Genomic DNA, 22,680 nt, shown 5'->3' on the forward strand with positions numbered 1-22,680 from the left:
CCCTTCGCCGGCAAGGCCGGCTCCTACAGGAGCCGGATTTGCCGGCGAATGCCCCCCTCTTGCCAGCTACGCCCAACGGGGTGTTTTCATACCTTGATTCGTACCACGTAGTACGTAATTGATGGCCGCGGCGCACCGCTTCAAAACGGCTTGTCGCCCAGAATAGTCGCCCGATGCATTACCCGCCGCTGCGGTCGGTAATCGTCCACCGCGTAATGCTGCGTTACGCGGTTGTCCCAGAACGCCACGTCGTTTTCCTGCCAACGCCAGCGGATGGTGAACTCCGGGCGCGTGGCGTGGGCGAACAGCAGTTTCAGGATCGCCTCGCTCTCGGCCTCGCCCAGTTCGTTGATGCGGGTAGTGAAGCCTTCGCTCACGAACAGCGATTTACGCCCGCTCACCGGGTGCGTGCGGATCACCGGGTGCGACAGCGGCGGGTTGTTGCGCCGCGCCGCTTCCCAGCGCGCCAGGTCTTCGGCGGTGTTGCCAAAGCGCTCCAGCGGAAACGACTTGGTGAAGTCGTGGGTGGCGGTCAGCCCGTCGAGCAGCTGGCGCAGCGGCGCCGACAGTGCCTCATAGGCGGCAATGCCGCTGGCCCACAGGGTGTCGCCACCATAGGCCGGCAACTGCTTGGCGCTGAGCACCGCACCCAGCGCCGGGGTGGGCAGAAAGGTCACGTCGGTATGCCAGATGGCGTTGTCGCGTACATCGGTGACGGCCGTGTCGAGCACCAGCACCTGTGGCGTTTCGGGCACGTTGGGGTAGATGGGGTGAATGTGCAGATCGCCGAAACGCGCGGCAAAACTGGCCTGCTGCTGCGGGGTCAGCGGCTGCTCGCGAAAGAACAGCACCTGGTGCTGGAGCAGCGCCTGCTCCACGGCGTCACGGTGTTCACGGCTGATCTCGCGGGTCAGGTCGATGCCGCTGATCTGGGCGCCGAGCGCGGGGCTCAGCGGGGTAATGGTCAGGCTCATGTCGGTCTCTTTGTGCAAGTCTCAATGGCTCTGGCCATGCCAGGGCACCAGCTTGCGCTGCAGGGCGCGCAAGCTCATTTCCAATGCGAAGGCGATCAGGGCAATCACCAGAATGCCCAGCACCACCACGTCGGTCACCAGGAACTGCGCGGCTGACTGCACCATGAAGCCCAGCCCGCTGGTGGCGGCAATCAGTTCGGCGGCCACCAGGGTCGACCAGCCCACGCCCAGGCCGATGCGCACGCCGGTAAGAATGTCGGGCAGTGCGCTGGGCAGGATCACGTGGCGAATCAGTTGTGCCCGGGTGGCCCCCAGCGACTGCGCGGCGCGCAGCCTGGCCGGGTCGACGGTGCGTACGCCGGTGGCGGTGGCGATGGCGATCGGGGCGAAGATCGCCAGGTAGATCAGCAGCACCTTGGACAACTCGCCGATGCCGCACCAGATCACGATCAACGGCAGGTAGGCCAGCGGCGGGATCGGCCGGTAGAACTCGATCAGCGGGTCGAAGATGCCGCGGGCAATACGGTTGTGGCCGATGGCGATGCCGATCGGGATCGCGGTCAGGATCGCCGCGCCCAGGGCCAGGCCGATACGCTGCAGGCTCGCGCCCAGGTGCTGCCACAGGGTCGATTCCATGTAGCCCTGGGTCATCAGTAGCCAGGCCTTGCCCAGCACCGCCTCGGGCGAGGGCAGGAACAGCGGCTCGATCCATTCGGCGGCGGTCACCGCCCACCAGGCCAGCAACAGCGTGGCCAGGGTCAGTACGCTGATCCAGCGTGTGCTCAGGCTGCGCCGCGCCTTCACGGGCACCGCTGCAGCAGCGGCAGGTTTGGCCGTTACCGGCAGGTCGAGGCTGCTCATGCGAGCTCCTTGCGCGGGGTGGCGCTGCGTTGGGAGAACACCCGCGACAGTACGTGCTCGCGGGTTTCGATGAAGCGTGGGTCGGACTTGATCGCGCGTGCCGATTCGCCTGCGGCGTAGCGCTGGCCGAAGTCCAGTTGCAGGCGCTCGACGATCTGCCCCGGGTTGGGCGCCAGCAGCACCAGTTCGGTGGCCAGGAACACCGCCTCCTCGATGTCGTGGGTAATCAGGAACACCGGCTTGGCGGTGCGTTGCCACACCTGCAGCAGCAGTTCCTGCATCTGTTCGCGGGTGAATGCATCCAGGGCGCCGAACGGCTCGTCCATCAGCAGGATGCGCGGGTCGGCAGCCAGTGCACGGGCCAGGCCCACACGCTGCTTCTGCCCGCCCGACAACTGCCAGATACGCCGGCTGCCGAAGTCGGCCAGGTCCACCAGGGCGAGCATTTCGCGGGCTCTGGCTTCACGTTGTGCACGGGGTACGCCGGCCAGTTCCAGGCCGAAGCCGACGTTGGCCAGTACGTCCTGCCAGGGCAGCAGGGCGTCGTCCTGGAACACCACGCCACGGTCGGCGCCGGGGCCCTGCACCGCTTGGCCATCGAGGGTGATGCGCCCGGCGCTGGGGGTGACGAAGCCGGCGATCAGGTTGAGCAGCGAAGTCTTGCCGCTGCCGGAAGGGCCCAGGGCCACCAGCAGCTGCTGCGGGCCCAGGCTCAGTGAGATGTCGGCCAGTACGGGTTCGGCAGCGCCGGGGTACTGTGCGCTGATGCGCTCCAGTTGTAGCAGGGCCATGAAGGGGCTCCGGTGTCAGTTGGTGATGAACTGGGCGCTGACATAGGGCGCGTAGTCCGGCAGTACCGCGTCGACCTTGCCTTGTTCCTTGAGGAAGGTGGCGGTGTCGGTGATGGCCTTGGTGGTCGGTGCGCCCAGGGCCGCGACCTGGTCGGCGGCCAGCGGGAACACGTTGCCCTGCAGCAGGCCCGGAATGTCCGCGGCCTTGGCGCCGGAAAGCTTGACCAGCTTGTCGACGTTGGCCTTGTCGGCCAGCCAGGCTTGCGGGTTTTTGCGGTAGTCGGCGTAGGCGTCGAGGGTGACCTTGGCGAAGGCCTTGACGATCTCGGGGTGCTTGGCGGCGAAGTCCTTGCGCACGATCCAGGCGTCGAAGGTCGGCGCGCCTTTTTCGGCCAGCTCGCCGGAGGTGATCAGCACCTTGCCGTTTTCCTTGGCCACGCCCAGGGCTGGGTCCCATACGTAGGTGGCGTCGATGTCGCCGCGCTTCCAGGCGGCGATGATCGCCGGTGGCGCGAGGTTGAGGATCTGCACCTTGGACGGGTCGATGTTCCACTGTTTGAGTGCGGCCAGCAGGCTGTAGTGGCCGGTGGACACGAACGGTACGGCGATCTTCTTGCCGATCAGGTCCTGCGGCGAGTTGATGCCGCTGCCCTCGCGAGCCACCAGTGCCTCGGCGGCGCCGATCTGGGTGGCGATCAGGAAGGTTTCCACCGGCAGCTTGCGGGTGGCGGCGGCGGCCAGGGGGCTGGAGCCCAGGTAGCCGATCTGTACGTCACCGGAGGCGACGGCGGTGATCACGTCGGCGCCGCTGTCGAACTTGCGCCAGTCGATGCTGGCCTTGCTGGTCTTTTCATAGGTGCCATCGACCTGGGCCACCTTGGCCGGATCGACGGTGGTCTGGTAGGCCACGGTCAGGTCGGCGGCCTGGACGAAGAAGGCGGCACCGGCCAGGGCCAGGGCGGTGAACAGGCGCAGCGGGGCAGGCAGGGTCATGGAAAACTCCTCGTCAGGCGGGTAGGCGGTGTGGATGACGAGAAGACTAGTTGATCTAAGAATGGCGAAATAAATAACTTTTTGGCATTAGCTTAGGAGTCATTGGCTGGATGACCCGAGTCAAGGTGGTCGCTGCCAGGGTGGTGAACAATCGCGGGCTGCCGGGGCAATGAGGAAGATGATCGGTATAAAAAATATCTTTTTAAGAAGATATGGGAATTAGCTTATGGGCTATCCTGCAAAACGCTGAAATAATCGGACTATATTCCGTAATAATCTGAAAAATTCACAAAATTGTCTTTTTTGATTTATAGGATTGTCATTATCCTTCGCACCCAAGGCCGGCGCCTTAGACCAAAGTAGTGAAACGACTGGTTACGATTGACTTATCAGTCACGCTTTGGTGCTAATCGCCAATCGTCTTTGGAGCGGAACGACAGAGTCTGCCCATCAAGCGACACACAAAAATTAGAATCGAAAGGAGTGATGCATGAACAAGTCCAGCCTGGCACTTGCCGTGGCCGTAGGGGTACTGGCCCAGCAAGCGGGTGCAGCCGGTTTTGTGGAAGACAGCAAGGCGAGCATCACTGCGCGCAACTTCTACATCAACCAAGACAACCGTGATGGCACCGCCAAACCTTCCAAGCAGGAAGAATGGGGCCAAGGTTTCATCTTCAACTTCAGCTCGGGCTTCACCGAAGGCACAGTCGGCTTTGGTGTCGACGCCATCGGCCTGGCCGGTTTCCGTCTGGACTCGGGTAAAGGCACCCACTACAACCCAACCAGCTCTGCCAAGGGCGGCCTGGTGTTCCCAACCGACGGCGACGGCCGTGCGGTCAACGAATTCAGCAGCGTGGGCCTGACCGGCAAGGTCAAGATCTCGAAAACCGTCGCTCAGCTGGGCACCCTGCAGCCAAAACTGCCGGTCGTGACCTACAACGACGGTCGTCTGCTGCCGCAGACTTTCGAAGGTGGCCAGATCACCTCGAACGAAATCGACAACCTGACCCTGATCGGCGGCAAGCTGGAACATGCCAAGGGCCGTAACTCGACCAACAACGAGTCGTTGAGCATCGCCGGCTCCAACGCCGCCAGCGGAGGCAAGCGCAGCAACGGCTTCTACTACGCCGGTGCCGACTACAAGGTCACCAAGGACCTGCTGGCGCAGTACTACTACGGCAACCTGGACGACTTCTACAAGCAGCACTTCCTGGGCCTGACCCACACCCTGGCACTGCCAGTGGGTAGCCTGAAGTCCGACCTGCGCTACTTCTACAGTGATTCGGACGGCAAGAACGGCAGCACCGAAGGCCGCTTGGCCGGCTACCGTGCCTCCGGCTACCAGAACAACGGTGAAGTCGACAACCGTACCTGGAGCGCCAAGTTCACCTACAGCCTGCAAGGCCATGCCTTGAGCGCTGGCTACCAGCGCGTCAACGGTACCAGCGACTTCCCGTTCCTGAACCAGGGCGACGGTGCGACCAGCTACCTGATCACCGACGTGCAGATCGGCAAGTTCCAGCGTGCCGGCGAGCGCACCTGGCTGGCGCAGTACGCCTATGACTTCGCTGCCATCGGCGTGCCTGGCCTGACCACCTCTGTGATCTACCTCAAGGGCGACAACGTCAACGCGCCGGGCAGTGACCGTTCCGAGTGGGAACGTGACTTCACCCTGGGCTATGTCGTACCGGAAGGTACCCTCAAGGGTCTGGGCCTGGCCTGGCGTAACGCCTCGCTGCGTTCCGACGCGGTCAACCAGCGCGACCAGGACGAAAACCGTCTGATCCTCAGCTACACCTACAGCTTCCTGTAAGGCCTGGCTGAACGAAAAGCCCCGCCGTGTGCGGGGTTTTTTTTGCCCATGAATTGATAGGCTTTTCAGTTATAAATAAATCGATATTTATTCTTTTTAACCTTATGCACAGGCAGGCTACAGTGAGGTCATAAACAACCCAGCCAAGGAGCCGCACCATGAGCCTCAGACTCGGCGATATCGCCCCCGATTTCGAACAGGATTCCAGCGCGGGCAAGATCCGCTTCCACGAGTGGCTGGGCGACAGCTGGGGCGTGCTGTTCTCGCACCCCGCCGACTTCACCCCGGTGTGCACCACGGAACTGGGCTTCACCGCCAAGCTCAAGGACCAGTTCGCCGAGCGCGGGGTCAAGGCCATCGCGCTGTCGGTCGACCCGGTGGACTCGCACCACCGCTGGATCGAAGACATCAATGAAACCCAGAACACCCTCGTCAACTTCCCGATCCTGGCCGACGCCGACCGCAAGGTGTCGGACCTGTACGACCTGATCCACCCCAACGCCAGCGACACCCTGACGGTACGCTCCCTGTTCGTGATCGACCCGAACAAGAAGATCCGCCTGACCATCACCTACCCGGCCAGCACCGGCCGCAACTTCAACGAGATTTTGCGGGTGATCGATTCGTTGCAGCTCACCGACAACCACAAGGTCGCCACCCCGGCCAACTGGCAGGACGGTGACGAGGTGGTGATCGTGCCGTCGCTCAAGGACGAAGAGGAAATCAAGCGGCGCTTTCCGAAGGGCTACCGGGCGGTCAAGCCGTACCTGCGCCTGACCCCGCAGCCTAACCGTTGAATGTTTTGATGTAGCCACAGCAGGGCATTTCGGGGCCGTTTCGACGGCCCTTTTTTTATGTCCGCGCGGGCCTCTTTCGCCGGCAGGGCCGGCTCCTGCAAGGTTGCACTGCCCCCTGTAGGAGCCGGCCTTGCCGGCGAAGCTCTTATAGTTCCAGATAGAATAAACAAATGAAAAAATATGATTTATTGGTATATATGCCGAGCTGTTATGGTCACTCCACTCCAGCGAGATCCAATCTCGCGGCCCTCTAGAACACGATCAAGGAAGTGCTCCAATGCTGGTTGTTTCTCTCGGCGGTAGTCCCAGTCTGCGTTCGCGCTCCGGCGTCCTGCTCGACCGCGCGCGGCAATGGCTGAACAGCCAGGGCGTGGAAGTGGTGAGCTTCCAGGTGCGTGATTTCCCCGCCGAAGACCTGCTGCACGCACGTTTCGACAGCCCCACGGTGCAGCACTTCCTGCAACTGGTAGCCCAGGCCGACGGCCTGGTGGTTGCCACCCCGGTATACAAGGCGTCCTTCGCCGGTGCGCTGAAGACCCTGCTCGACCTGCTGCCCGAGCGTGCGCTGGAACACAAGGTGGTTCTGCCCATCGCCACCGGTGGCAGCATCGCCCACATGCTGGCGGTGGACTACGCGCTCAAGCCGGTGCTCTCGGCGCTCAAGGCCCAGGAGACCCTGCAGGGGATCTTCGCCGACGACAGCCAGATCGCCTACGGCGAAGGCAGCGCCGCCGCCCAATTGGCGCCGGTGCTTGAGCAGCGTCTCAACGAATCGCTGGAACTGTTTCACAGCGCCCTCGCGCGCCGCCCCAAGCCGGTGGCCCCGGGCCTGCTCAACGAACGTCTGCTCAGTGCTCGCTGGAGCATCTGAAGCGCTACACCGGCTTTACCGTCTTACCCCACCTTACTCGCCCGCCAACGGGCAAGCAGGTGCAGCCTGAACCCCCACAGCAAAAAGGAGAGCGCTATGCGCACTGTCGTTTTGCGTCGCGGTCTGGTCGCTCTGTTTGCTGCGGCTGTGTCCTTCGGCGCCATCACTCAAGCCCAGGCCGAGAGCCTGCGCATCGGTTACCAGAAGTACGGCACCCTGGTGCTGCTCAAGGCCAAGGGCTCCCTTGAAAAGCGCCTGGCTGCCCAGGGCGTGCAGGTGCAGTGGACTGAATTCCCCGGCGGCCCGCAGCTGCTCGAGGGCCTCAACGTGGGCTCCATCGACTTTGGCGTGACCGGCGAAACCCCGCCCGTGTTTGCCCAGGCCGCCGGTGCCGACCTGCTCTACGTGGCCTACGAGCCACCGGCCCCCACCAGCGAGGCGATCCTGGTGCCCAAGGGTTCGCCGATCCAGTCGGTGAAGGAACTCAAGGGCAAGAAGGTCGCCCTGAACAAGGGCTCCAACGTGCACTACCTGCTGGTGCGCGCCCTGGAAGACGCCGGCCTCAAGTACACCGACATCACGCCGGTATTCCTGCCGCCAGCCGATGCGCGCGCCGCGTTCGAGCGTGGCAGCGTCGACGCCTGGGTCATCTGGGACCCGTACCAGGCTGCCGCCGAGCAGCAGTTGCAGGCACGCACCCTGCGCGATGGCAGTGGCATCGTCGACAACCACCAGTTCTATCTGGCCACCCGGCCCTATGCGCAGCAGCACCCTGAAGTGATTGCCGCGCTGGTGGACGAGGTGCGCGCGGTGGGCGAGTGGTCCAAGGCCAACCCGCAGGAGGTCACCGACCAGGTGGCGCCGCTGCTGGGCCTGCCGGCCGACATCACCCTGACCTCGGTCAAGCGCCAGGGCTACGGTGCGCATTTCCTGACCCCGGACGTGGTCACCGCCCAGCAGAAGATCGCCGACACCTTCCATACCCTGAAGCTGATTCCCAAGCCGCTGAGCATCAAGGATGTGATCTGGACGCCACCGGCCAAGGTCGCCACCGCGCCTTGACGTTCGACCGCACCGGGGCGCCGCCCCGGCTTGCGCCACCCCTTAGGAGACAACTCCAATGAGCCTCAATGTTTTCTGGTTTCTGCCAACCCACGGCGACGGTCATTACCTTGGCACCGCCGAAGGTGCTCGCGCTGTCGATCATGGTTACCTGCAACAGATCGCCCAGGCCGCCGACCGTCTGGGCTTCGGTGGCGTGCTGATCCCTACCGGCCGCTCGTGCGAAGACTCGTGGCTGGTGGCCGCGTCGCTGATTCCGGTGACCCAGCGCCTGAAGTTCCTGGTGGCCCTGCGCCCGGGAATCATCTCGCCGACCGTGGCGGCGCGCCAGGCCGCGACCCTCGACCGCCTGTCCAATGGCCGTGCGCTGTTCAACCTGGTGACCGGTGGCGACCCGGAAGAGCTGTCCGGCGACGGCCTGTTCCTCAGTCACGAAGAGCGCTACCAGGCCTCGGTGGAATTCACCCGCATCTGGCGCCGCGTGCTGGAAGGCGAAACCGTCGACTACGATGGCCAGCACATCAAGGTAAAAGGCGCCAAGCTGCTCTACCCGCCGGTGCAGCAGCCACGCCCGCCGCTGTACTTCGGTGGCTCGTCGGAAGCGGCGCAGGACCTCGCCGCCGAACAGGTCGAGCTGTACCTGACCTGGGGCGAGCCACCGGCCGCCGTGGCCGAGAAAATCGAACAGGTGCGCGCCAAGGCCGCCCAGCAGGGCCGTAGCGTTCGTTTCGGTATCCGCCTGCACGTGATCGTGCGCGAGACCAACGCCGAGGCCTGGCAAGCGGCCGAGCGCCTGATCTCGCACCTGGACGACGACACCATTGCCCGTGCCCAGGCCTCGCTGGCGCGCTTCGACTCGGTGGGCCAGCAACGCATGGCTGCGCTGCATGGCGGCAACCGCGACAACCTGGAGGTCAGCCCCAACCTGTGGGCCGGGGTCGGCTTGGTGCGTGGCGGTGCCGGCACCGCGCTGGTCGGCGATGGCCCGACCGTGGCCGCACGGGTCAAGGAATACGCCGACCTGGGTATCGACACCTTCATCTTCTCCGGTTACCCGCACCTGGAAGAGTCCTACCGCGTGGCCGAACTGCTGTTCCCGCACCTGGACATCCAGCGCCCCGAGGCCCCGGCCGGTGCCAACTACGTGAGCCCGTTCGGTGAGATGGTCGCCAACGACATCCTGCCCAAAGCCGCGGCCAAGGCGTGAGGATCGAAGCATGAAACGATCCTCCATTCCCTTGTCGCATCGCCTGGCGCCGTGGGCCCTGCCCGTGCTGCTGCTGGCGGTGTGGCAGCTGGCGGTCAGTGCCGGTTGGCTGTCGACGCGCATCCTGCCGGCGCCGAGCGCGGTGCTCAGTGCCGGCGTAGAGTTGGTGCGCAGCGGCGAAATCTGGACCCACCTGGCCATCAGCGGCTGGCGCGCCGCGGTCGGCTTCGTGATCGGCGGCAGCATCGGCCTGGCGCTGGGCTTCATCACCGGCCTGTCGAAGTGGGGCGAACGCCTGCTCGACAGCTCGGTGCAGATGATCCGCAACGTGCCGCACCTGGCGCTGATCCCGCTGGTGATCCTGTGGTTCGGCATCGACGAGTCGGCAAAGATCTTCCTGGTGGCCCTGGGCACCCTGTTCCCGATCTACCTGAACACCTACCACGGCATCCGCAATGTCGACCCGGCGCTGGTGGAAATGGCCCGCAGCTATGGCCTGAGCGGTTTTGCGCTGTTTCGCCAGGTGATCCTGCCCGGTGCGCTGCCCTCGATCCTGGTGGGCGTGCGCTTCGCGCTGGGCTTCATGTGGCTGACCCTGATCGTGGCCGAAACCATCTCGGCCAACGCCGGCATCGGCTACCTGGCGATGAACGCCCGCGAATTTCTGCAAACCGACGTGGTGGTGCTGGCGATCGTGCTGTACGCCGTGCTCGGCAAGCTCGCCGACCTGGCCGCCCGTGGCCTGGAGCGTGTATGGCTGCGCTGGCACCCGGCCTATCAAGTCAGCAAGGGAGACGGCGCATGACCGTGCTCAAGGAACAACCGCCACGGCTGCTGCGCGGAATACCGCTGGCCGTGCACAAGCTGCAAAAGACCTTTGGCCAACGCCAGGTGCTGCGCGATATCGACTTGCACATCCCGGCGGGCCAGTTCGTTGCCATCGTCGGCCGTAGCGGCTGCGGCAAGAGCACCCTGCTGCGTCTGCTGGCCGGGCTCGACCAGCCCAGTGCCGGCGAGCTGCTGGCCGGTTCTGCGGCGCTCAGCGATGCCCGCGAGGACACCCGGCTGATGTTCCAGGAGGCGCGCCTGCTGCCCTGGAAGAAAGTCATCGACAACGTCGGCCTGGGGCTCACCGGCAACTGGCGTGAGCGTGCGTTGCAGGCGCTGGAGGCGGTGGGCCTGGCAGACCGGGCCAACGAGTGGCCGGCGGCGTTGTCCGGTGGGCAGAAGCAGCGCGTGGCCCTGGCCCGTGCGCTGATTCACCAGCCGCGCCTGCTGCTGCTGGACGAGCCGCTGGGCGCACTGGATGCGCTGACTCGGATCGAGATGCAGCAACTGATCGAGAACCTGTGGCGCAAGCACGGCTTCACCGTGTTGCTGGTGACCCATGACGTCAGCGAAGCGGTGGCCGTGGCCGATCGGGTGATCCTGATCGAGGACGGCGAGATCGGCCTGGACCTGCTGGTCGACCTGCCGCGTCCGCGGGCACGCGGTTCGCATCGCCTGGCGGCGCTGGAAACGGAAGTGCTGAACCGTGTCCTGTCGGTGCCGGGCACCCCGCCCGAGCCTGAACCTGTAGCACCTTTGCCCACGCAACTGCGTTGGGCCCATTGATCTTTCGTCTTTAAAAGGAAACCTGCACATGACCATCAAAGCGATCAACGTACGTAACCAGTTCAAAGGCACTGTGAAAGAAATCCTGGAAGGCCCTGTACTGTCGGAAATCGACGTGCAGACGGCATCGGGCATCGTCACCTCGGTGATCACCACCCGTTCGGTCAAGGAGCTGGAACTGGTGGTGGGCAGTGAGGTGATTGCGTTCGTGAAGTCGACTGAAGTGTCGATCGCCAAGCTCTGAGACCGCGCCGTCTGCATCGCGGGTCAAGCCCGCTCCCACAGGTGTCCCGCCGTTCTCAAGGACGGCGATTACCTTGTGGGAGCGGGCTTGACCCGCGATGAGGCCGTCAGCGTTTGGGCAGAAAGGGCGGCAGATACAACCCCAGGTACGCATCGAACACCCGCATTCCTTCCTCCGCCATACGCGGGGTGATCTGCCCGTGCAGCTGCACCGAACGGGCATACACCCGGTCTCCCAGCTCCATCGCCAGGGCAAACACATCCACATCGTCCGGCAACGCCGGCAGCCGGAAGTGCTCGGCAAACAGCTTGTGCATCAGGTCGCCCAGCTCGATATCGTGCTGGCGGTCGGCCTGGGTCACTTCGCTCAGCCCATGCTGCGCCAGAATCAGCTGGCGCGCCGCCGCATCCTGGTTGTAGATGCTCAGCATGCGCTGCTCCACCAGGCGCGACAGGTCGCCCCAGTGCTGCAGGCTGCCAGGCTCGATCGGCGCCTGCAGGCAGGCGCGAAAGGCGCTGTGCACATCCGCCGTCAAGGCTTCGAGCAGCGCCGGCACACTGGCGAAGAAGTGGTACACCGACGAGGGTGGGATCTGTGCGCGTTCGGCCACTGCATAGATCGACAGGCTGGCCACGCCTTCGCTGGCCAGCAGGTCGCGTGCGGCGGCCAGGATCGAGTCGATCCGGGCCTGGCTGGCAGCGCGCGGTTTGCGGGGCGTGGCTGCACGGCTCATGTCAGTTGCTGATCGCCAGGATGCTGGCCTGGTAGGCGCCCACGAACAGGTCGAAATCGACCACGTCCTCTTCGCGCTCCAGGGTGGCCTGGGCCTCCAGCGATTCACGCGCCAGGGCCTCGAAACGCTGCTGCGCCTCGCTGCTCAGCGGCGTGCCGCGCAAGTAGTCGGCATGCGCCTGGCTCTGGCGCAGGGAGAAGCGGCTGAAGCTCTCCTTGTGCTCGGTCATGCTCGCCAGCACCTGGGCCGACGGCGTCAGCGACGGGTCGCTGACCTTGGCCGCCTGCGCGGCCAGGGCCTTGGCGTGCTCGTCGCTGGCGTGGCTGCGGTCGAGCAGTTCGGCCAGCGGGGCGATACGTTGCAGCAGCTCGTCGGCCCACTGCTTGAGCGCGACCGGCTGGCCGTCACGTTGCAGTTCCAGGCCAGGCTTGCGGCCCTGCTTGACCACGCTGAGGAAGTTGCTGGTGCACTGGCCGCACTCGCCATTGTCCAGCAGCGGGCTCTGCTCCAGTGCGCAGAACAGCAGGAAGGCGTCGAGGAAGCGCGCTTCGGTGAGGTCGATGCCGGTGGGCAGGAACGGATTGATGTCCAGGCAGCGCACTTCGATGTACTGGATGCCGCGGGCCATCAGCGCCTGGATCGGCCGCTCGCCGCTGTAGGTCACGCGCTTGGGGCGGATGTTGGAGTAGTACTCGTTTTCGATCTGCAGGATGTTGGTGTTCAGCTGCACCCACTCGCCATCCTTGTGCGTGCCGATCTCGACATACGGCGCATAGGGCGTGGCGACGGCCTTGCGCAGGCTGTCGGTGTAGCTGGCCAGGTTGTTGTAGCACGGCGTCAGGCCGGCCTGGGCGTTGCTCTGGTAACCCAGGTCGCTCATGCGCAGGCTGGTGGCGTAGGGCAGGTACAGGGTGTCGGCATCGAATTGTTCGAGCTGGTGCGCGCGGCCGCGCAGGAAGCCTGCGTCCAGCGCCGGGGAGGCGCCGAACAGGTACATCAGCAGCCAGCTGTAGCGACGGAAGTTGCGGATCAGTGCGATGTACGCCGACGACTGGTAGTCGCGGTCGTCGCCCGCCTGGCCTTCGGCCTGGCGCAGCAGCGGCCAGATCTGTTCTGGCAGCGAAAAATTGTAGTGGATGCCGGCAATGCATTGCATGGTGCGCCCGTAGCGCAGGGCCAGGCCCTTGCGGTACACGTACTTGAGCTGACCGATGTTCGAGGTGCCGTACCAGGCGATCGGGATGTCTTCCTCGGCCGGCAGCGGGCAGGGCATCGACGGGCTCCACAGGTACTCGTTACCGAGCTTGCTGTAGGCGAAGCGATGGATGTTCTCGAGGCTTTCGAGGGTCTGGGCAGGGTCGGCCAGGGCAGGGGTGATGAACTCCAGCAGCGACTCGGAATAGTCGGTGGTGATCTGCTCGTGGGTCAGGGCCGCGCCCAGGGCTTCGGGGTGCGGGGTCTGGGCCAGACGACCGTCCTCGGTCACGCGCAGGCATTCACGCTCGATGCCGTGCAGGCACTGCTTGAGCAGGGAGAGGTTGTCGCCCTGGCCGAGCAGGCTCAGGCGGCGGTTGAGAAGTTCGCTCAAGATGGATTCCTTCACGCGTCAGTCGCCCCAATATGGGGGTGGAAACGACGGTCTACAAGGGTGGACAGAGGAACTGGCGTGGTCGCCTGGTTTTCGCAGGGTTCCGGCAGTGCCCGCGCACTGCCGAAAGTACCGCACATTGGGCGTTTGCGGCTAGAGCACGGTGAAGGTGCCCTGGGCCCTGGCCATCAGTTTTTCGCCTTGCAGCACGTCGGCATCGACCACCAGGATGCGCCGCCCGGCCTGCAGCACGCGGGCCAAGCACAGCACCTCGCCCTCGCTGACCGGACGCAGGTAGTTGATCTTGCATTCCACGGTGACGCTCTGCTTGTCGAAGCCATGGGCGCTGGAGCAGGCCAGGCCCATGGCGATGTCGACCAGGCTGAAGATCGCCCCGCCATGCAGCTTGCCGCCGCGGTTGCGCAGGTGCGGCTCAAGGGCCAGGGCCACCTCGGCAACGCCCTGGTCGAGGCGTTGCAGGCGACAGCCGAGCAGTTGGCTGAATGCGCTGCGCACCTGCTCTTCGGGCAGGTCGGTCACTTCTTCTTCAACTGCTTGGCGTTGGCGAACAGCGAGGCCATGGCGTTGTTGGCCGGGGCCGGGGTCTCCTTGGCGCGTGCCGGCTGCTGCTGGCGCGGTGCCGAGCCCGGGCGGCTGCCGCGGGCGCCGTCGATTTTCTCGCCCGGGGTGTCGCCCATGCGCATCGACAGGCCCACGCGCTTGCGCGGAATGTCCACTTCCATGACCTTGACCTTGACCACGTCGCCGGCCTTGACCGCTTCACGCGGGTCCTTGATGAACTTCTCCGACAGCGCCGAGATGTGTACCAGGCCGTCCTGGTGCACGCCGATGTCGACGAAGGCGCCGAAGTTGGTCACGTTGGTGACCACGCCTTCGAGGATCATGCCCAGTTGCAGGTCCTTGAGGTCTTCGACGCCTTCCTGGAACTCGGCGGTCTTGAACTCGGGGCGCGGGTCGCGGCCGGGCTTGTCCAGCTCTTGCAGGATGTCGGTGACGGTCGGCAGGCCGAAGGTTTCGTCGGTGAATTTTTTCGGGTCCAGGCGCTTGAGAAAGCCGCTGTCGCCGATCAGCGAGCGGATGTCGCGGTCGGTGTCGGCGGCGATGCGCTGTACCAGCGGGTAGGCTTCAGGGTGCACCGCCGAGGCGTCCAGCGGGTTGTCGCCGTTCATCACGCGCAAGAAGCCTGCGGCCTGCTCGAAGGTCTTCTCGCCCAGGCGGCTGACCTTTTTCAGCGCGGCGCGGGTCTTGAAGGCACCGTTGGCATCGCGGTGTGCCACGATGTTCTGCGCCAGGGTGCTGTTGAGGCCCGAGATGCGTGCCAGCAGCGCCACCGAGGCGGTGTTGACGTCCACGCCCACGGCGTTCACGCAGTCCTCGACCACCGCATCCAGGCCACGGGCCAGCTTGAGTTGCGACACGTCGTGCTGGTACTGGCCCACACCGATGGATTTGGGGTCGATCTTGACCAGTTCGGCCAGCGGGTCCTGCAGGCGACGGGCAATCGACACCGCGCCGCGGATCGACACGTCCAGGTCGGGGAATTCCTTGGCCGCCAGCTCGGAGGCCGAGTACACCGAGGCGCCGGCTTCGGAGACCATGATCTTGGTCATCTTCAAGGCTGGGTATTTCTTGATCAGCTCGGCGGCCAGCTTGTCGGTTTCACGGCTGGCGGTGCCGTTGCCGATGGCGATCAGCTCGACCTTGTGCCTGGCGCACAGGGCGGCGAGCACGGCGATGGTCTGGTCCCACTGGTTCTTGGGTACGTGCGGGTACACCGTGGCGGTGTCGAGCAGTTTGCCGGTAGCATCCACCACCGCCACCTTGCAGCCGGTGCGCAGGCCCGGGTCCAGGCCCAGGGTGGTGCGCGGGCCGGCCGGGGCGGCCAGCAGCAGGTCATGCAGGTTGTGGGCGAACACGTTGATCGCCTCGCTCTCGGCGTTGTCGCGCAGCTCGCCGAACAGGTCGGTTTCCAGGTGCGTGTAGAGCTTGACCTTCCAGGTCCAGCGCACCACTTCGCCCAGCCACTTGTCGGCTGGGCGGTTCTGGTTTTTCACGCCGAAGTGCTCGCCGATCATCATTTCGCAGGGGTGCAGGGTGCCGGGCAGCTCTTCGCCGACCTTAAGGCTGGCCGACAGCACGCCTTCGTTGCGCCCGCGGAAGATCGCCAGGGCGCGGTGCGAGGGCGCGCTCTTGAGCGGCTCGTCGTGTTCGAAGTAGTCGCGAAACTTTGCCCCTTCCTCTTCCTTGCCGGCCACCAGGCGAGCGCTGAGCACCGATTCCTGCTTGAGGAAGTTGCGCAGCTTGGCCAGCAGGCTGGCGTCTTCGGCGAAGCGCTCCATGAGGATGTACTTGGCGCCTTCGAGGGCCGCCTTGACGTCGGCCACGCCTTTTTCGGCGTCGACGAAGCGCGCCGCTTCGGTTTCCGGGTTCAGCTGCGGGTCGTTGAACAGGCCGTCGGCCAGCTCGCCCAGGCCGGCTTCCAGGGCGATCTGGCCCTTGGTACGGCGCTTCTGCTTGTACGGCAGGTAAAGGTCTTCGAGGCGGGTCTTGGTGTCGGCCAGCTTGATCTCGCGGGCCAGCTCCGGGGTCAGCTTGCCCTGCTCCTCGATGCTGGCCAGGATGCTGGCGCGGCGGTCGTCGAGTTCGCGCAGGTAGCGCAGGCGCTCTTCCAGGTTGCGCAGTTGGGTGTCGTCCAGGCTGCCGGTCACTTCTTTACGGTAACGGGCGATAAAGGGCACCGTGGAGCCTTCATCAAGTAGAGCCACGGCCGCTTCGACCTGTTGCGGGCGGACACCGAGTTCCTCGGCGATGCGGCTGTTGATGCTGTCCATAAAACCACCTGACAATTCGTGAATGCAAAGGCCGCAGGCCGGCGCCACGGGGCGCGCTCGAGCAGGGCGACGCTGGATCAAAGCGGCGCATTATACCCAGCGATCCGGGCTTGCGGGGATCGCGGCGCGCCAGCCTGTCGGGGCATGCCGCTGGCGACTTGGGAAAAATCTGCTAACAATGCACACGGCACGCTCAAATGGCGCCTAAGCCATAATGCCCGCCGAGATTAAAGGAGCTACCCATGAGCAGCACTGCACAACCCGCCGAAGGCGAGAAAATCCTCATCGTCGATGACGACCCGGGCCTGAGCAGCCTGCTGGAGCGTTTCTTCACCAGCAAGGGCTACCGTGCCCGCGCCGTACCCAACACCGAACAGATGGACCGCCTGCTGGCGCGTGAAGTGTTCAACCTGATCGTGCTCGACCTGATGCTTCCCGGCGAAGACGGCCTGACCGCCTGCAAGCGCCTGCGCGGGGCAAACAACCAGGTGCCGATCATCATGCTCACCGCCAAGGGTGACGAGCTCAGCCGCATCAAGGGCCTGGAACTGGGTGCCGACGACTACCTGGCCAAGCCGTTCAACCCCGACGAACTGATGGCGCGGGTCAAGGCCGTGCTGCGTCGCCAGGCCCCGGTGGTACCGGGCGCACCAGGCAGCGAGGACGAAACCGTCACCTTCGGCGACTACGCGCTGTCGCTGGCCACCCGCGAACTCAAGCGCGGCGACGAAGTGCACATGCTCACCACCGGCGAATTCGCGGTGCTCAAGGCGCTGGTGATGCATGCCCGCGAGCCGCTGACCCGCGACAAGCTGATGAACCTGGCGCGGGGTCGCGAGTGGGACGCCCTGGAGCGCTCCATCGATGTGCAGATCTCGCGTTTGCGCCGCATGATCGAACCCGACCCTTCCAAGCCACGCTATATCCAGACCGTCTGGGGTGTGGGCTATGTCTTCGTGCCGGATGGCAATGCCGGCAAGTGAAGCCTTGTACAGGAGCAGGTCAGCATAGGCAGGGCGCCCCTCGGGTTGCCCTGTTTTTGCCTGTGCCGAAATCCGCAACGCCTGCGAGCCGCGCTCGCTCCTGCCAACCGTGTAGCCGTCGCCCATGAAAACGCCATTGTGGTTCCCCCAAAGCTTCTTCGCCCGCACGCTGTGGCTGGTGCTGGCCGTGGTGCTGTTCTCCAAGGCACTGACGCTGGTGTACCTGCTGATGAACGAGGACGTGCTGGTGGACCGCCAGTACAGCCACGGCGTCGCACTGACGCTGCGCGCCTACTGGGCGGCCGATGAGGAAAACCGCGAGAAGATTGCCGAAGCCGCCGGCTTGAAGCGGGTGGTCGGCACCGGTGTGCCCGAGGGTGAGCAGCACTGGCCCTACAGCGAGATCTACCAGCGCCAGATGCAGGCCGAACTGGGCGAGGACACCGAGGTGCGCCTGCGCATCCATGCGCCGCCGGCGCTGTGGGTACAGGCCCCGAGCCTGGGCGATGGCTGGCTGAAGGTGCCGCTGTACCCGCACCCGTTGCGCGGCCAGAAGATCTGGAACGTGCTGGGCTGGTTCCTGGCCATCGGCCTGTTGTCCACGGCTTCGGCCTGGATCTTCGTGCGCCAGCTCAACCAGCCGCTCAAGCGCCTGGTGTTCGCCGCCCGGCAACTGGGCCAGGGGCGCAGCGTGCGCCTGCCGATCAGCGACACGCCCAGCGAGATGACCGAGGTCTACCGGGCCTTCAACCAGATGGCAGAGGATGTCGAGCAGGCGGGGCGCGAGCGTGAGCTGATGCTGGCCGGGGTGTCCCATGACCTGCGCACGCCGCTGACGCGCCTGCGCCTGTCGCTGTCGCTGCTGGCCAACGAAAGCGACCTGACCGATGACATGGTGCGCGACATCGAGGACATGGACGCGATTCTCGACCAGTTCCTGGCGTTCATCCGCGATGGCCGCGACGAGCCGGTCGAGGAGGTGGACCTCAGCGACCTGGTACGCGAGGTGGTCGCGCCGTTCAACCAGCCCGAAGAGCAGGTGCGGCTGTGCCTGGAGCCGATCCCGCCGTTTCCGCTGCGCCGGGTTTCGATCAAGCGCCTGCTCAACAACCTGATCGGCAATGCGCTGCATCACGCCGGGCAGGGCGTGGAAGTGGCGGCCTATGTCTCGGGTGACACCAGCGCGCCCTACGTGGTGCTGAGCGTGCTCGACCGCGGCGCCGGCATCGATCCGGGTGAGCTGGAGGCGATCTTCAATCCGTTCATTCGCGGTGATCGCGCCCGCAGCGGCAAGGGCACCGGCCTGGGCCTGGCTATCGTCAAGCGCATCGCCGCCCAGCACGGCGGCAATGTGGAGCTGCGCAACCGTTCCGGTGGCGGCATCGAGGCGCGGGTACGCTTGCCCCTGGGCCTGCTGCTGCCACGCGACGCGGTCTAGGGACGCAAGGGCTCAGCCCTTGCCCTTGGTGCGGGTCAGGTTCGGCCCGCCGTTCTTCTCCAGGTGTTCGATGATCATCCCGGCCACGTCCTTGCCGGTGGTGACCTCAATGCCTTCCAGGCCCGGCGAGGAGTTGACCTCCATCACCAGCGGGCCGTGATTGGAGCGCAGGATATCCACGCCGGCCACGCTCAGGCCCATGACCTTGGCAGCGCGGATGGCGGTCATGCGCTCTTCCGGGGTGACCTTGATCAGGCTGGCGGTGCCGCCCCGGTGCAGGTTGGAGCGGAACTCGCCGGGCTTGGCCTGGCGCTTCATCGAGGCGATCACCTTGTCGCCCACCACAAAGCAGCGAATGTCGGCGCCACCGGCCTCCTTGATGTACTCCTGCACCATGATGTTCTGCTTCAGGCCCATGAAGGCCTCGATCACCGACTCGGCCGCCTTGGTGGTTTCGCACAGCACCACGCCGATGCCCTGGGTGCCCTCGAGCACCTTGATCACCAGGGGGGCGCCGTTGACCATCTGGATCAGGTCGGGAATGTCGTCGGGCGAATGGGCAAAGCCGGTGACCGGCAGGCCGATGCCACGGCGCGACAGCAGCTGCAGCGAGCGCAGCTTGTCCCGCGAGCGGGCGATGGCCACCGATTCGTTGAGCGGGAACACGCCCATCATCTCGAACTGGCGCAGCACCGCGCAGCCATAGAAGGTCACCGACGCGCCGATGCGCGGGATGACGGCGTCGAACCCTTCCAGCGGCTTGCCGCGATAGTGGATCTGCGGCTTGTGGCTGGCGATGTTCATGTAGGCGCGCAGGGTATCGATCACAACCATTTCATGGCCTCGTTGCGTACCGGCTTCGACCAGACGACGAGTGGAATACAGACGCGGGTTCCGCGACAGCACAGCGATCTTCATGCAACACCTGTGGAGGGGGTAATGGTGGCCGGAGAGGCCGGCTTGTCCTGTACGTATTTGAGGCCCGGGTTGACCACCAGCTGGCCGTGTACCAGGGCCTTGGAGCCGAGCAGCAGGCGATAGCGCATGGCCTTGCGGCAGGCCAGGGTGAACTCCACTTCCCACACCCGGTCGCCGAGCGCCAGGGGCGTGCGGATCACGTAGCGGGTTTGGGCATGGCCATTGGAGCTCTTGATGGTCTTCATCGTCACCAGCGGCGCTTCGCAGCGCCGGTGACGCAGTTGTACCACCGAACCCAGGTGCGCGTTGAAGCGGACCCAGGTTTCACCATCGCGTTCGAAGGTTTCCACTTCGGTGGCGTGCAGGCTGGAGGTGCTGGCGCCGGTATCGATCTTGGCGCGCAGGCCTGCCACGCCGAGGTCGGGCAAGGCCACCCACTCGCGCAGGCCGATCACGCTCAAATGGTCAAATGTCTTCAAGATGCACAACCTGGGTAAAAGTCGGTGAACTGTAAGCACGCCGCGTATTTTTTGCATCCGCCAGTTACGGTAGTACAGTTCCATGAAACAAATGAATCGGGGAAATGCCATGGCACAAAAGCCGGAAGAGGACGACAAGGTTCGCCTGGACAAATGGTTGTGGGCGGCGCGCTTCTACAAGACCCGCGCCCTGGCCAAGGCGGCGATCGAGAGCGGCAAGGTGCATTGTCGGGGCGAGCGTTGCAAGCCGGGCAAGGAGCCGCGGGTGGGTGACGAGTTCGTGCTGCGTACCGGTTTCGACGAGCGTACCGTGGTGGTCACGGCGCTGTCGGTGGTGCGCCGCGGCGCACCCGAGGCACAGGCGCTGTACGAGGAGACCGCACAGAGCCTGGCACGCCGCGAGCAGGCCGCGGCGCTGCGCAAGGCCGGCGCCCTTGGGGTAAGCACCGACGGGCGGCCCACCAAGAAGCAGCGCCGCCAGCTACATCAGTTGCACGACAGCGCCGGTTAGCCCCGCGCGCCGATCACGCTCAGGCGGCCGAGCAGCGGCAGCCGTGCCAGCCAACCGAACAAGGGCGCGGTGACACGCACCAGGCCGGCGCTGGTCCGGGCAGCAAACGGCGTATAGTAACTCCAGCCCAGCGCCAGGATGGCCATGCCCAGGCCGCCGATATAGTCGTCCTGGCCCCAGTGGGCACCCGCCACCAGGCGTGGCAGCATGAACAGCACCGCCAGTGCCCAGATCAGCACATGCTGCATCAGGCGGCGGCTGAACAGGCTCATGAACAGTGCCCACAGCAGCAGCACCGAGGCGTGGTCGCCGGGGAAGCTCTGGCTGGAACGGTCCTTGAGCTCCCAGCGCGCTTCGAGCGCCGGGTAGTAGTCGCTGAGCATGATGGCGTCACTGAACACCATCGACGGGCTATGGTGCTGCCAGCCCATCAGGCGTACCAGCTTGGAGAACAGGGCGCGGATCACCACCAGCACCAGCAGGGTCACCAGGAAGCCGAAAAAAGCCCGGCGCACCTCGACGGCCTTGAATACCCAGTCGCCGCGAATCAGCAGCATCAGCATGATGAGCCCGACCACGATGTCGAACGGGCGCAGGCTGCCCAGGGTCCAGATGCTGCGCCACAGGGTGTTGTCGGCCAGTGGGCGATTGAGGGCGTGGAACAGCCATTCGTCGAGCGCCATGCAAAGGGCCTGGCCAACGGGCCATAACCAGAAACACAGTAGTGCAACGGGAATCAACGTAGCCAGACACAGGGGGCCCCAAGCCCACCTGGCTTGGAACAGGGGTGGATTGTCCATAAACTACCTCTTTTACAGCGCTATCGTTCGCACCATTCCGGTGCTCTAAACGGGGCTTTATAGGCCCTTGAAATTATTTTGTCATCTTTCAGAAAGCCAGAAACCATGTCCGATTTGCCAGATACCGACTTCACCCAACGCTTCATCTTCGACGAGCGCGACGTACGCGGCGAACTGGTTTCGCTCGAGCGCAGCTACGCCGAAGTCCTGGCCAAGCACCCCTACCCGCAGCCGGTGGCGCAACTGCTCGGTGAGCTGATGGCCGCGGCGGCGCTGCTGGTGGGCGCGCTCAAGTTCGACGGCCTGCTGATCCTGCAGGCACGCTCCGAAGGGCCGATCCCGCTGCTGATGATCGAGTGCTCCAGCGAGCGCGACATCCGTGGCCTGGCGCGCTACCACGCCGAGCAGATCGCCCCCGATGCCACCCTGGGCGACCTGATGCCCGATGGCCAGCTGGCGCTGACCATCGACCCGGCGCAGGGCCAGCGCTACCAGGGCATTGTCGACCTGGATGGCGAGAACCTCTCGGAGTGCTTCACCAACTACTTCGTGATGTCCCAGCAGGTGGGCACGCGCTTCTGGCTCAACGCCGATGGCCAGCGCGCCCGCGGCCTGCTGCTGCAGCAGTTGCCGGCCGACCGCCAGAAGGACGAGGACGACCGCGAAGACAGCTGGAAGCACGTCACCGCCCTGGCCAACACGTTGAAGGCCGAAGAGCAACTGGGCCTGGACAACGAGACCGTGCTGCACCGTCTGTACCACGAGGATGCCGTGCGCCTGTTCGATATCCAGCCGCTGCAGTTCCGCTGCAGCTGCTCGCGTGAGCGCTCGGGCAACGCGCTGGTCAGCCTCGGCCAGGACGATGCCCTGGCCCTGGCGGCCGAGCATGGCGGGGCGATCGAAATCGACTGCCAGTTCTGCAACCAGCGCTACCTGTTCGATGAAACCGAAATCGCACAATTGTTCGCCGGCGGGGGTGTTGACGCACCGTCATATACTCGTCACTAAAACGTTTAAGCTCAGGTAAATCTCCTGTCGAACGCCGGAAACACGCCGTTCTGACAGGAGGGCCCTACTTTTTTTGGGCGTTTCTGGCATAATCCCGCCACTTTTTTCGCTGTAGTAGTTTTAAAAGCTCTACTACAAAACGT

Annotated in this window: 23 protein-coding genes; 12 read left to right on the forward strand and 11 right to left on the reverse strand. The window is 64.7% G+C overall.

The window, feature by feature from the left end; translation table 11 throughout:
* Nucleotides 1-140: 140 nt before the first annotated feature.
* From tauD to tauA, 4 genes are read right to left on the reverse strand one after another with little or no spacing between them, the layout of a single operon-like run.
* Nucleotides 141-974, reverse strand: a complete 834-nt coding sequence (tauD, locus tag DN388_RS13325; RefSeq protein ID WP_054915908.1) for a taurine dioxygenase — start codon at nucleotides 972-974, stop codon at nucleotides 141-143.
* 21 nt (nucleotides 975-995) lie between these two features.
* The gene (gene tauC, locus DN388_RS13330) at nucleotides 996-1,835 is read right to left on the reverse strand and encodes a taurine ABC transporter permease TauC (protein WP_088514105.1); all 840 of its coding nucleotides are present in this window, start codon (nucleotides 1,833-1,835) and stop codon (nucleotides 996-998) included.
* Nucleotides 1,832-2,626: a taurine ABC transporter ATP-binding subunit gene (gene tauB / locus DN388_RS13335; RefSeq protein ID WP_043861607.1), complete on the reverse strand. Its 795-nt coding sequence runs from the start codon at nucleotides 2,624-2,626 to the stop codon at nucleotides 1,832-1,834. The genes tauC and tauB overlap by 4 nt, the downstream gene beginning before the upstream one ends.
* A gap of 15 nt (nucleotides 2,627-2,641) precedes the next feature.
* Nucleotides 2,642-3,619 carry a taurine ABC transporter substrate-binding protein gene (gene tauA, locus DN388_RS13340; RefSeq protein ID WP_043861608.1) on the reverse strand — a complete coding sequence of 326 codons (978 nt, stop codon included), beginning with the start codon at nucleotides 3,617-3,619 and terminating at the stop codon, nucleotides 2,642-2,644.
* Nucleotides 3,620-4,109: 490 nt separating this feature from the next.
* Here tauA and DN388_RS13345 point away from each other — a divergent pair, with 490 nt between their 5' ends.
* The 8 genes from DN388_RS13345 (at nucleotide 4,110) to DN388_RS13380 (ending at nucleotide 11,227) form a co-directional block, all read left to right on the forward strand.
* Nucleotides 4,110-5,432 (forward strand): OprD family porin, encoded by a 1,323-nt coding sequence (locus tag DN388_RS13345; protein ID WP_043861609.1) that lies wholly within the window; start codon nucleotides 4,110-4,112, stop codon nucleotides 5,430-5,432.
* A 158-nt stretch (nucleotides 5,433-5,590) separates the two neighbouring features.
* Complete coding sequence (locus DN388_RS13350) at nucleotides 5,591-6,229, forward strand: peroxiredoxin (RefSeq protein WP_054915909.1); 639 nt, start codon at nucleotides 5,591-5,593, stop codon at nucleotides 6,227-6,229.
* 277 nt (nucleotides 6,230-6,506) lie between these two features.
* Nucleotides 6,507-7,100, forward strand: a complete 594-nt coding sequence (gene ssuE / locus DN388_RS13355) for an NADPH-dependent FMN reductase (protein ID WP_043861611.1) — start codon at nucleotides 6,507-6,509, stop codon at nucleotides 7,098-7,100.
* Between the two features lie 96 nt (nucleotides 7,101-7,196).
* A complete protein-coding gene (locus tag DN388_RS13360) occupies nucleotides 7,197-8,162 on the forward strand; it encodes a sulfonate ABC transporter substrate-binding protein (RefSeq protein WP_054915910.1) in 966 nt (321 codons plus the stop codon).
* Nucleotides 8,163-8,220: 58 nt separating this feature from the next.
* On the forward strand, nucleotides 8,221-9,369 hold the full coding sequence (gene ssuD, locus DN388_RS13365; protein ID WP_078481609.1) for an FMNH2-dependent alkanesulfonate monooxygenase: 1,149 nt from the start codon (nucleotides 8,221-8,223) through the stop codon (nucleotides 9,367-9,369).
* A gap of 10 nt (nucleotides 9,370-9,379) precedes the next feature.
* Nucleotides 9,380-10,174, forward strand: a complete 795-nt coding sequence (gene ssuC / locus DN388_RS13370; protein WP_043861614.1) for an aliphatic sulfonate ABC transporter permease SsuC — start codon at nucleotides 9,380-9,382, stop codon at nucleotides 10,172-10,174.
* Nucleotides 10,171-10,983: an aliphatic sulfonates ABC transporter ATP-binding protein gene (gene ssuB, locus DN388_RS13375; RefSeq protein ID WP_043861615.1), complete on the forward strand. Its 813-nt coding sequence runs from the start codon at nucleotides 10,171-10,173 to the stop codon at nucleotides 10,981-10,983. Before ssuC ends, ssuB begins: the two co-directional genes overlap by 4 nt.
* Before the next feature lie 28 nt (nucleotides 10,984-11,011).
* Nucleotides 11,012-11,227: a molybdopterin-binding protein gene (locus tag DN388_RS13380; protein WP_043861616.1), complete on the forward strand. Its 216-nt coding sequence runs from the start codon at nucleotides 11,012-11,014 to the stop codon at nucleotides 11,225-11,227.
* A 106-nt stretch (nucleotides 11,228-11,333) separates the two neighbouring features.
* On the opposite strand, the gene DN388_RS13385 is transcribed toward DN388_RS13380, so the two are convergent.
* From DN388_RS13385 to DN388_RS13400, 4 genes are all read right to left on the reverse strand, one after another.
* Nucleotides 11,334-11,960 carry a TetR/AcrR family transcriptional regulator gene (locus DN388_RS13385; RefSeq protein WP_043861617.1) on the reverse strand — a complete coding sequence of 209 codons (627 nt, stop codon included), beginning with the start codon at nucleotides 11,958-11,960 and terminating at the stop codon, nucleotides 11,334-11,336.
* Nucleotide 11,961: 1 nt separating this feature from the next.
* Nucleotides 11,962-13,548: a glutamate--cysteine ligase gene (gshA, locus tag DN388_RS13390; protein ID WP_043861618.1), complete on the reverse strand. Its 1,587-nt coding sequence runs from the start codon at nucleotides 13,546-13,548 to the stop codon at nucleotides 11,962-11,964.
* Nucleotides 13,549-13,701: 153 nt separating this feature from the next.
* Nucleotides 13,702-14,088, reverse strand: a complete 387-nt coding sequence (locus DN388_RS13395) for a PaaI family thioesterase (RefSeq protein WP_255000330.1) — start codon at nucleotides 14,086-14,088, stop codon at nucleotides 13,702-13,704.
* Nucleotides 14,085-16,400, reverse strand: coding sequence for a Tex family protein (locus DN388_RS13400; protein ID WP_058541685.1), 2,316 nt, complete (start codon nucleotides 16,398-16,400; stop codon nucleotides 14,085-14,087). Before DN388_RS13400 ends, DN388_RS13395 begins: the two co-directional genes overlap by 4 nt.
* Nucleotides 16,401-16,642: 242 nt before the next feature.
* Here DN388_RS13400 and ompR point away from each other — a divergent pair, with 242 nt between their 5' ends.
* Both ompR and DN388_RS13410 read left to right on the forward strand, forming a co-directional pair.
* Nucleotides 16,643-17,383, forward strand: coding sequence for a two-component system response regulator OmpR (gene ompR / locus DN388_RS13405; protein WP_043861620.1), 741 nt, complete (start codon nucleotides 16,643-16,645; stop codon nucleotides 17,381-17,383).
* 124 nt (nucleotides 17,384-17,507) lie between these two features.
* Entirely contained in the window at nucleotides 17,508-18,821 is a 1,314-nt protein-coding gene (locus DN388_RS13410) for an ATP-binding protein (RefSeq protein ID WP_043861621.1), read from the forward strand.
* A 12-nt stretch (nucleotides 18,822-18,833) separates the two neighbouring features.
* On the opposite strand, the gene rimK is transcribed toward DN388_RS13410, so the two are convergent.
* Together rimK and DN388_RS13420 are read right to left on the reverse strand one after the other, a co-directional pair.
* Nucleotides 18,834-19,739 carry a 30S ribosomal protein S6--L-glutamate ligase gene (gene rimK / locus DN388_RS13415; protein WP_043861622.1) on the reverse strand — a complete coding sequence of 302 codons (906 nt, stop codon included), beginning with the start codon at nucleotides 19,737-19,739 and terminating at the stop codon, nucleotides 18,834-18,836.
* Nucleotides 19,736-20,218, reverse strand: coding sequence for an ATP-dependent zinc protease (locus DN388_RS13420; RefSeq protein ID WP_054915912.1), 483 nt, complete (start codon nucleotides 20,216-20,218; stop codon nucleotides 19,736-19,738). Before DN388_RS13420 ends, rimK begins: the two co-directional genes overlap by 4 nt.
* 109 nt (nucleotides 20,219-20,327) lie before the next feature.
* On the opposite strand from DN388_RS13420, the gene DN388_RS13425 reads away from it, so the two are divergent.
* A complete protein-coding gene (locus tag DN388_RS13425) occupies nucleotides 20,328-20,729 on the forward strand; it encodes an RNA-binding S4 domain-containing protein (RefSeq protein WP_043861624.1) in 402 nt (133 codons plus the stop codon).
* Here the strand turns inward: DN388_RS13425 and DN388_RS13430 are convergent.
* Nucleotides 20,726-21,529, reverse strand: coding sequence for a phosphatase PAP2 family protein (locus DN388_RS13430; RefSeq protein ID WP_043861625.1), 804 nt, complete (start codon nucleotides 21,527-21,529; stop codon nucleotides 20,726-20,728). The genes DN388_RS13425 and DN388_RS13430 overlap by 4 nt on opposite strands.
* Before the next feature lie 105 nt (nucleotides 21,530-21,634).
* Here DN388_RS13430 and hslO point away from each other — a divergent pair, with 105 nt between their 5' ends.
* Entirely contained in the window at nucleotides 21,635-22,537 is a 903-nt protein-coding gene (hslO, locus tag DN388_RS13435; protein ID WP_255000347.1) for an Hsp33 family molecular chaperone HslO, read from the forward strand.
* The last annotated feature ends 143 nt before the right edge of the window (nucleotides 22,538-22,680 follow it).

The organism is Pseudomonas sp. S12(2018), assembly GCF_024355235.1.
Taxonomy (GTDB): domain Bacteria; phylum Pseudomonadota; class Gammaproteobacteria; order Pseudomonadales; family Pseudomonadaceae; genus Aquipseudomonas; species Aquipseudomonas palmensis.

What these genes read in the sequence shown, in the direction of transcription:
- tauD (WP_054915908.1), bottom strand. Translation starts at nt 974, where the DNA reads ATGAGCCTGACCATTACCCCGCTGAGCCCCGCGCTCGGCGCCCAGATC.
- tauC (WP_088514105.1), bottom strand. Translation starts at nt 1,835, where the DNA reads ATGAGCAGCCTCGACCTGCCGGTAACGGCCAAACCTGCCGCTGCTGCA.
- tauB (WP_043861607.1), bottom strand. Translation starts at nt 2,626, where the DNA reads ATGGCCCTGCTACAACTGGAGCGCATCAGCGCACAGTACCCCGGCGCT.
- tauA (WP_043861608.1), bottom strand. Translation starts at nt 3,619, where the DNA reads ATGACCCTGCCTGCCCCGCTGCGCCTGTTCACCGCCCTGGCCCTGGCC.
- DN388_RS13345 (WP_043861609.1), top strand. Translation starts at nt 4,110, where the DNA reads ATGAACAAGTCCAGCCTGGCACTTGCCGTGGCCGTAGGGGTACTGGCC.
- DN388_RS13350 (WP_054915909.1), top strand. Translation starts at nt 5,591, where the DNA reads ATGAGCCTCAGACTCGGCGATATCGCCCCCGATTTCGAACAGGATTCC.
- ssuE (WP_043861611.1), top strand. Translation starts at nt 6,507, where the DNA reads ATGCTGGTTGTTTCTCTCGGCGGTAGTCCCAGTCTGCGTTCGCGCTCC.
- DN388_RS13360 (WP_054915910.1), top strand. Translation starts at nt 7,197, where the DNA reads ATGCGCACTGTCGTTTTGCGTCGCGGTCTGGTCGCTCTGTTTGCTGCG.
- ssuD (WP_078481609.1), top strand. Translation starts at nt 8,221, where the DNA reads ATGAGCCTCAATGTTTTCTGGTTTCTGCCAACCCACGGCGACGGTCAT.
- ssuC (WP_043861614.1), top strand. Translation starts at nt 9,380, where the DNA reads ATGAAACGATCCTCCATTCCCTTGTCGCATCGCCTGGCGCCGTGGGCC.
- ssuB (WP_043861615.1), top strand. Translation starts at nt 10,171, where the DNA reads ATGACCGTGCTCAAGGAACAACCGCCACGGCTGCTGCGCGGAATACCG.
- DN388_RS13380 (WP_043861616.1), top strand. Translation starts at nt 11,012, where the DNA reads ATGACCATCAAAGCGATCAACGTACGTAACCAGTTCAAAGGCACTGTG.
- DN388_RS13385 (WP_043861617.1), bottom strand. Translation starts at nt 11,960, where the DNA reads ATGAGCCGTGCAGCCACGCCCCGCAAACCGCGCGCTGCCAGCCAGGCC.
- DN388_RS13400 (WP_058541685.1), bottom strand. Translation starts at nt 16,400, where the DNA reads ATGGACAGCATCAACAGCCGCATCGCCGAGGAACTCGGTGTCCGCCCG.
- ompR (WP_043861620.1), top strand. Translation starts at nt 16,643, where the DNA reads ATGAGCAGCACTGCACAACCCGCCGAAGGCGAGAAAATCCTCATCGTC.
- DN388_RS13410 (WP_043861621.1), top strand. Translation starts at nt 17,508, where the DNA reads ATGAAAACGCCATTGTGGTTCCCCCAAAGCTTCTTCGCCCGCACGCTG.
- rimK (WP_043861622.1), bottom strand. Translation starts at nt 19,739, where the DNA reads ATGAAGATCGCTGTGCTGTCGCGGAACCCGCGTCTGTATTCCACTCGT.
- DN388_RS13425 (WP_043861624.1), top strand. Translation starts at nt 20,328, where the DNA reads ATGGCACAAAAGCCGGAAGAGGACGACAAGGTTCGCCTGGACAAATGG.
- DN388_RS13430 (WP_043861625.1), bottom strand. Translation starts at nt 21,529, where the DNA reads ATGGACAATCCACCCCTGTTCCAAGCCAGGTGGGCTTGGGGCCCCCTG.
- hslO (WP_255000347.1), top strand. Translation starts at nt 21,635, where the DNA reads ATGTCCGATTTGCCAGATACCGACTTCACCCAACGCTTCATCTTCGAC.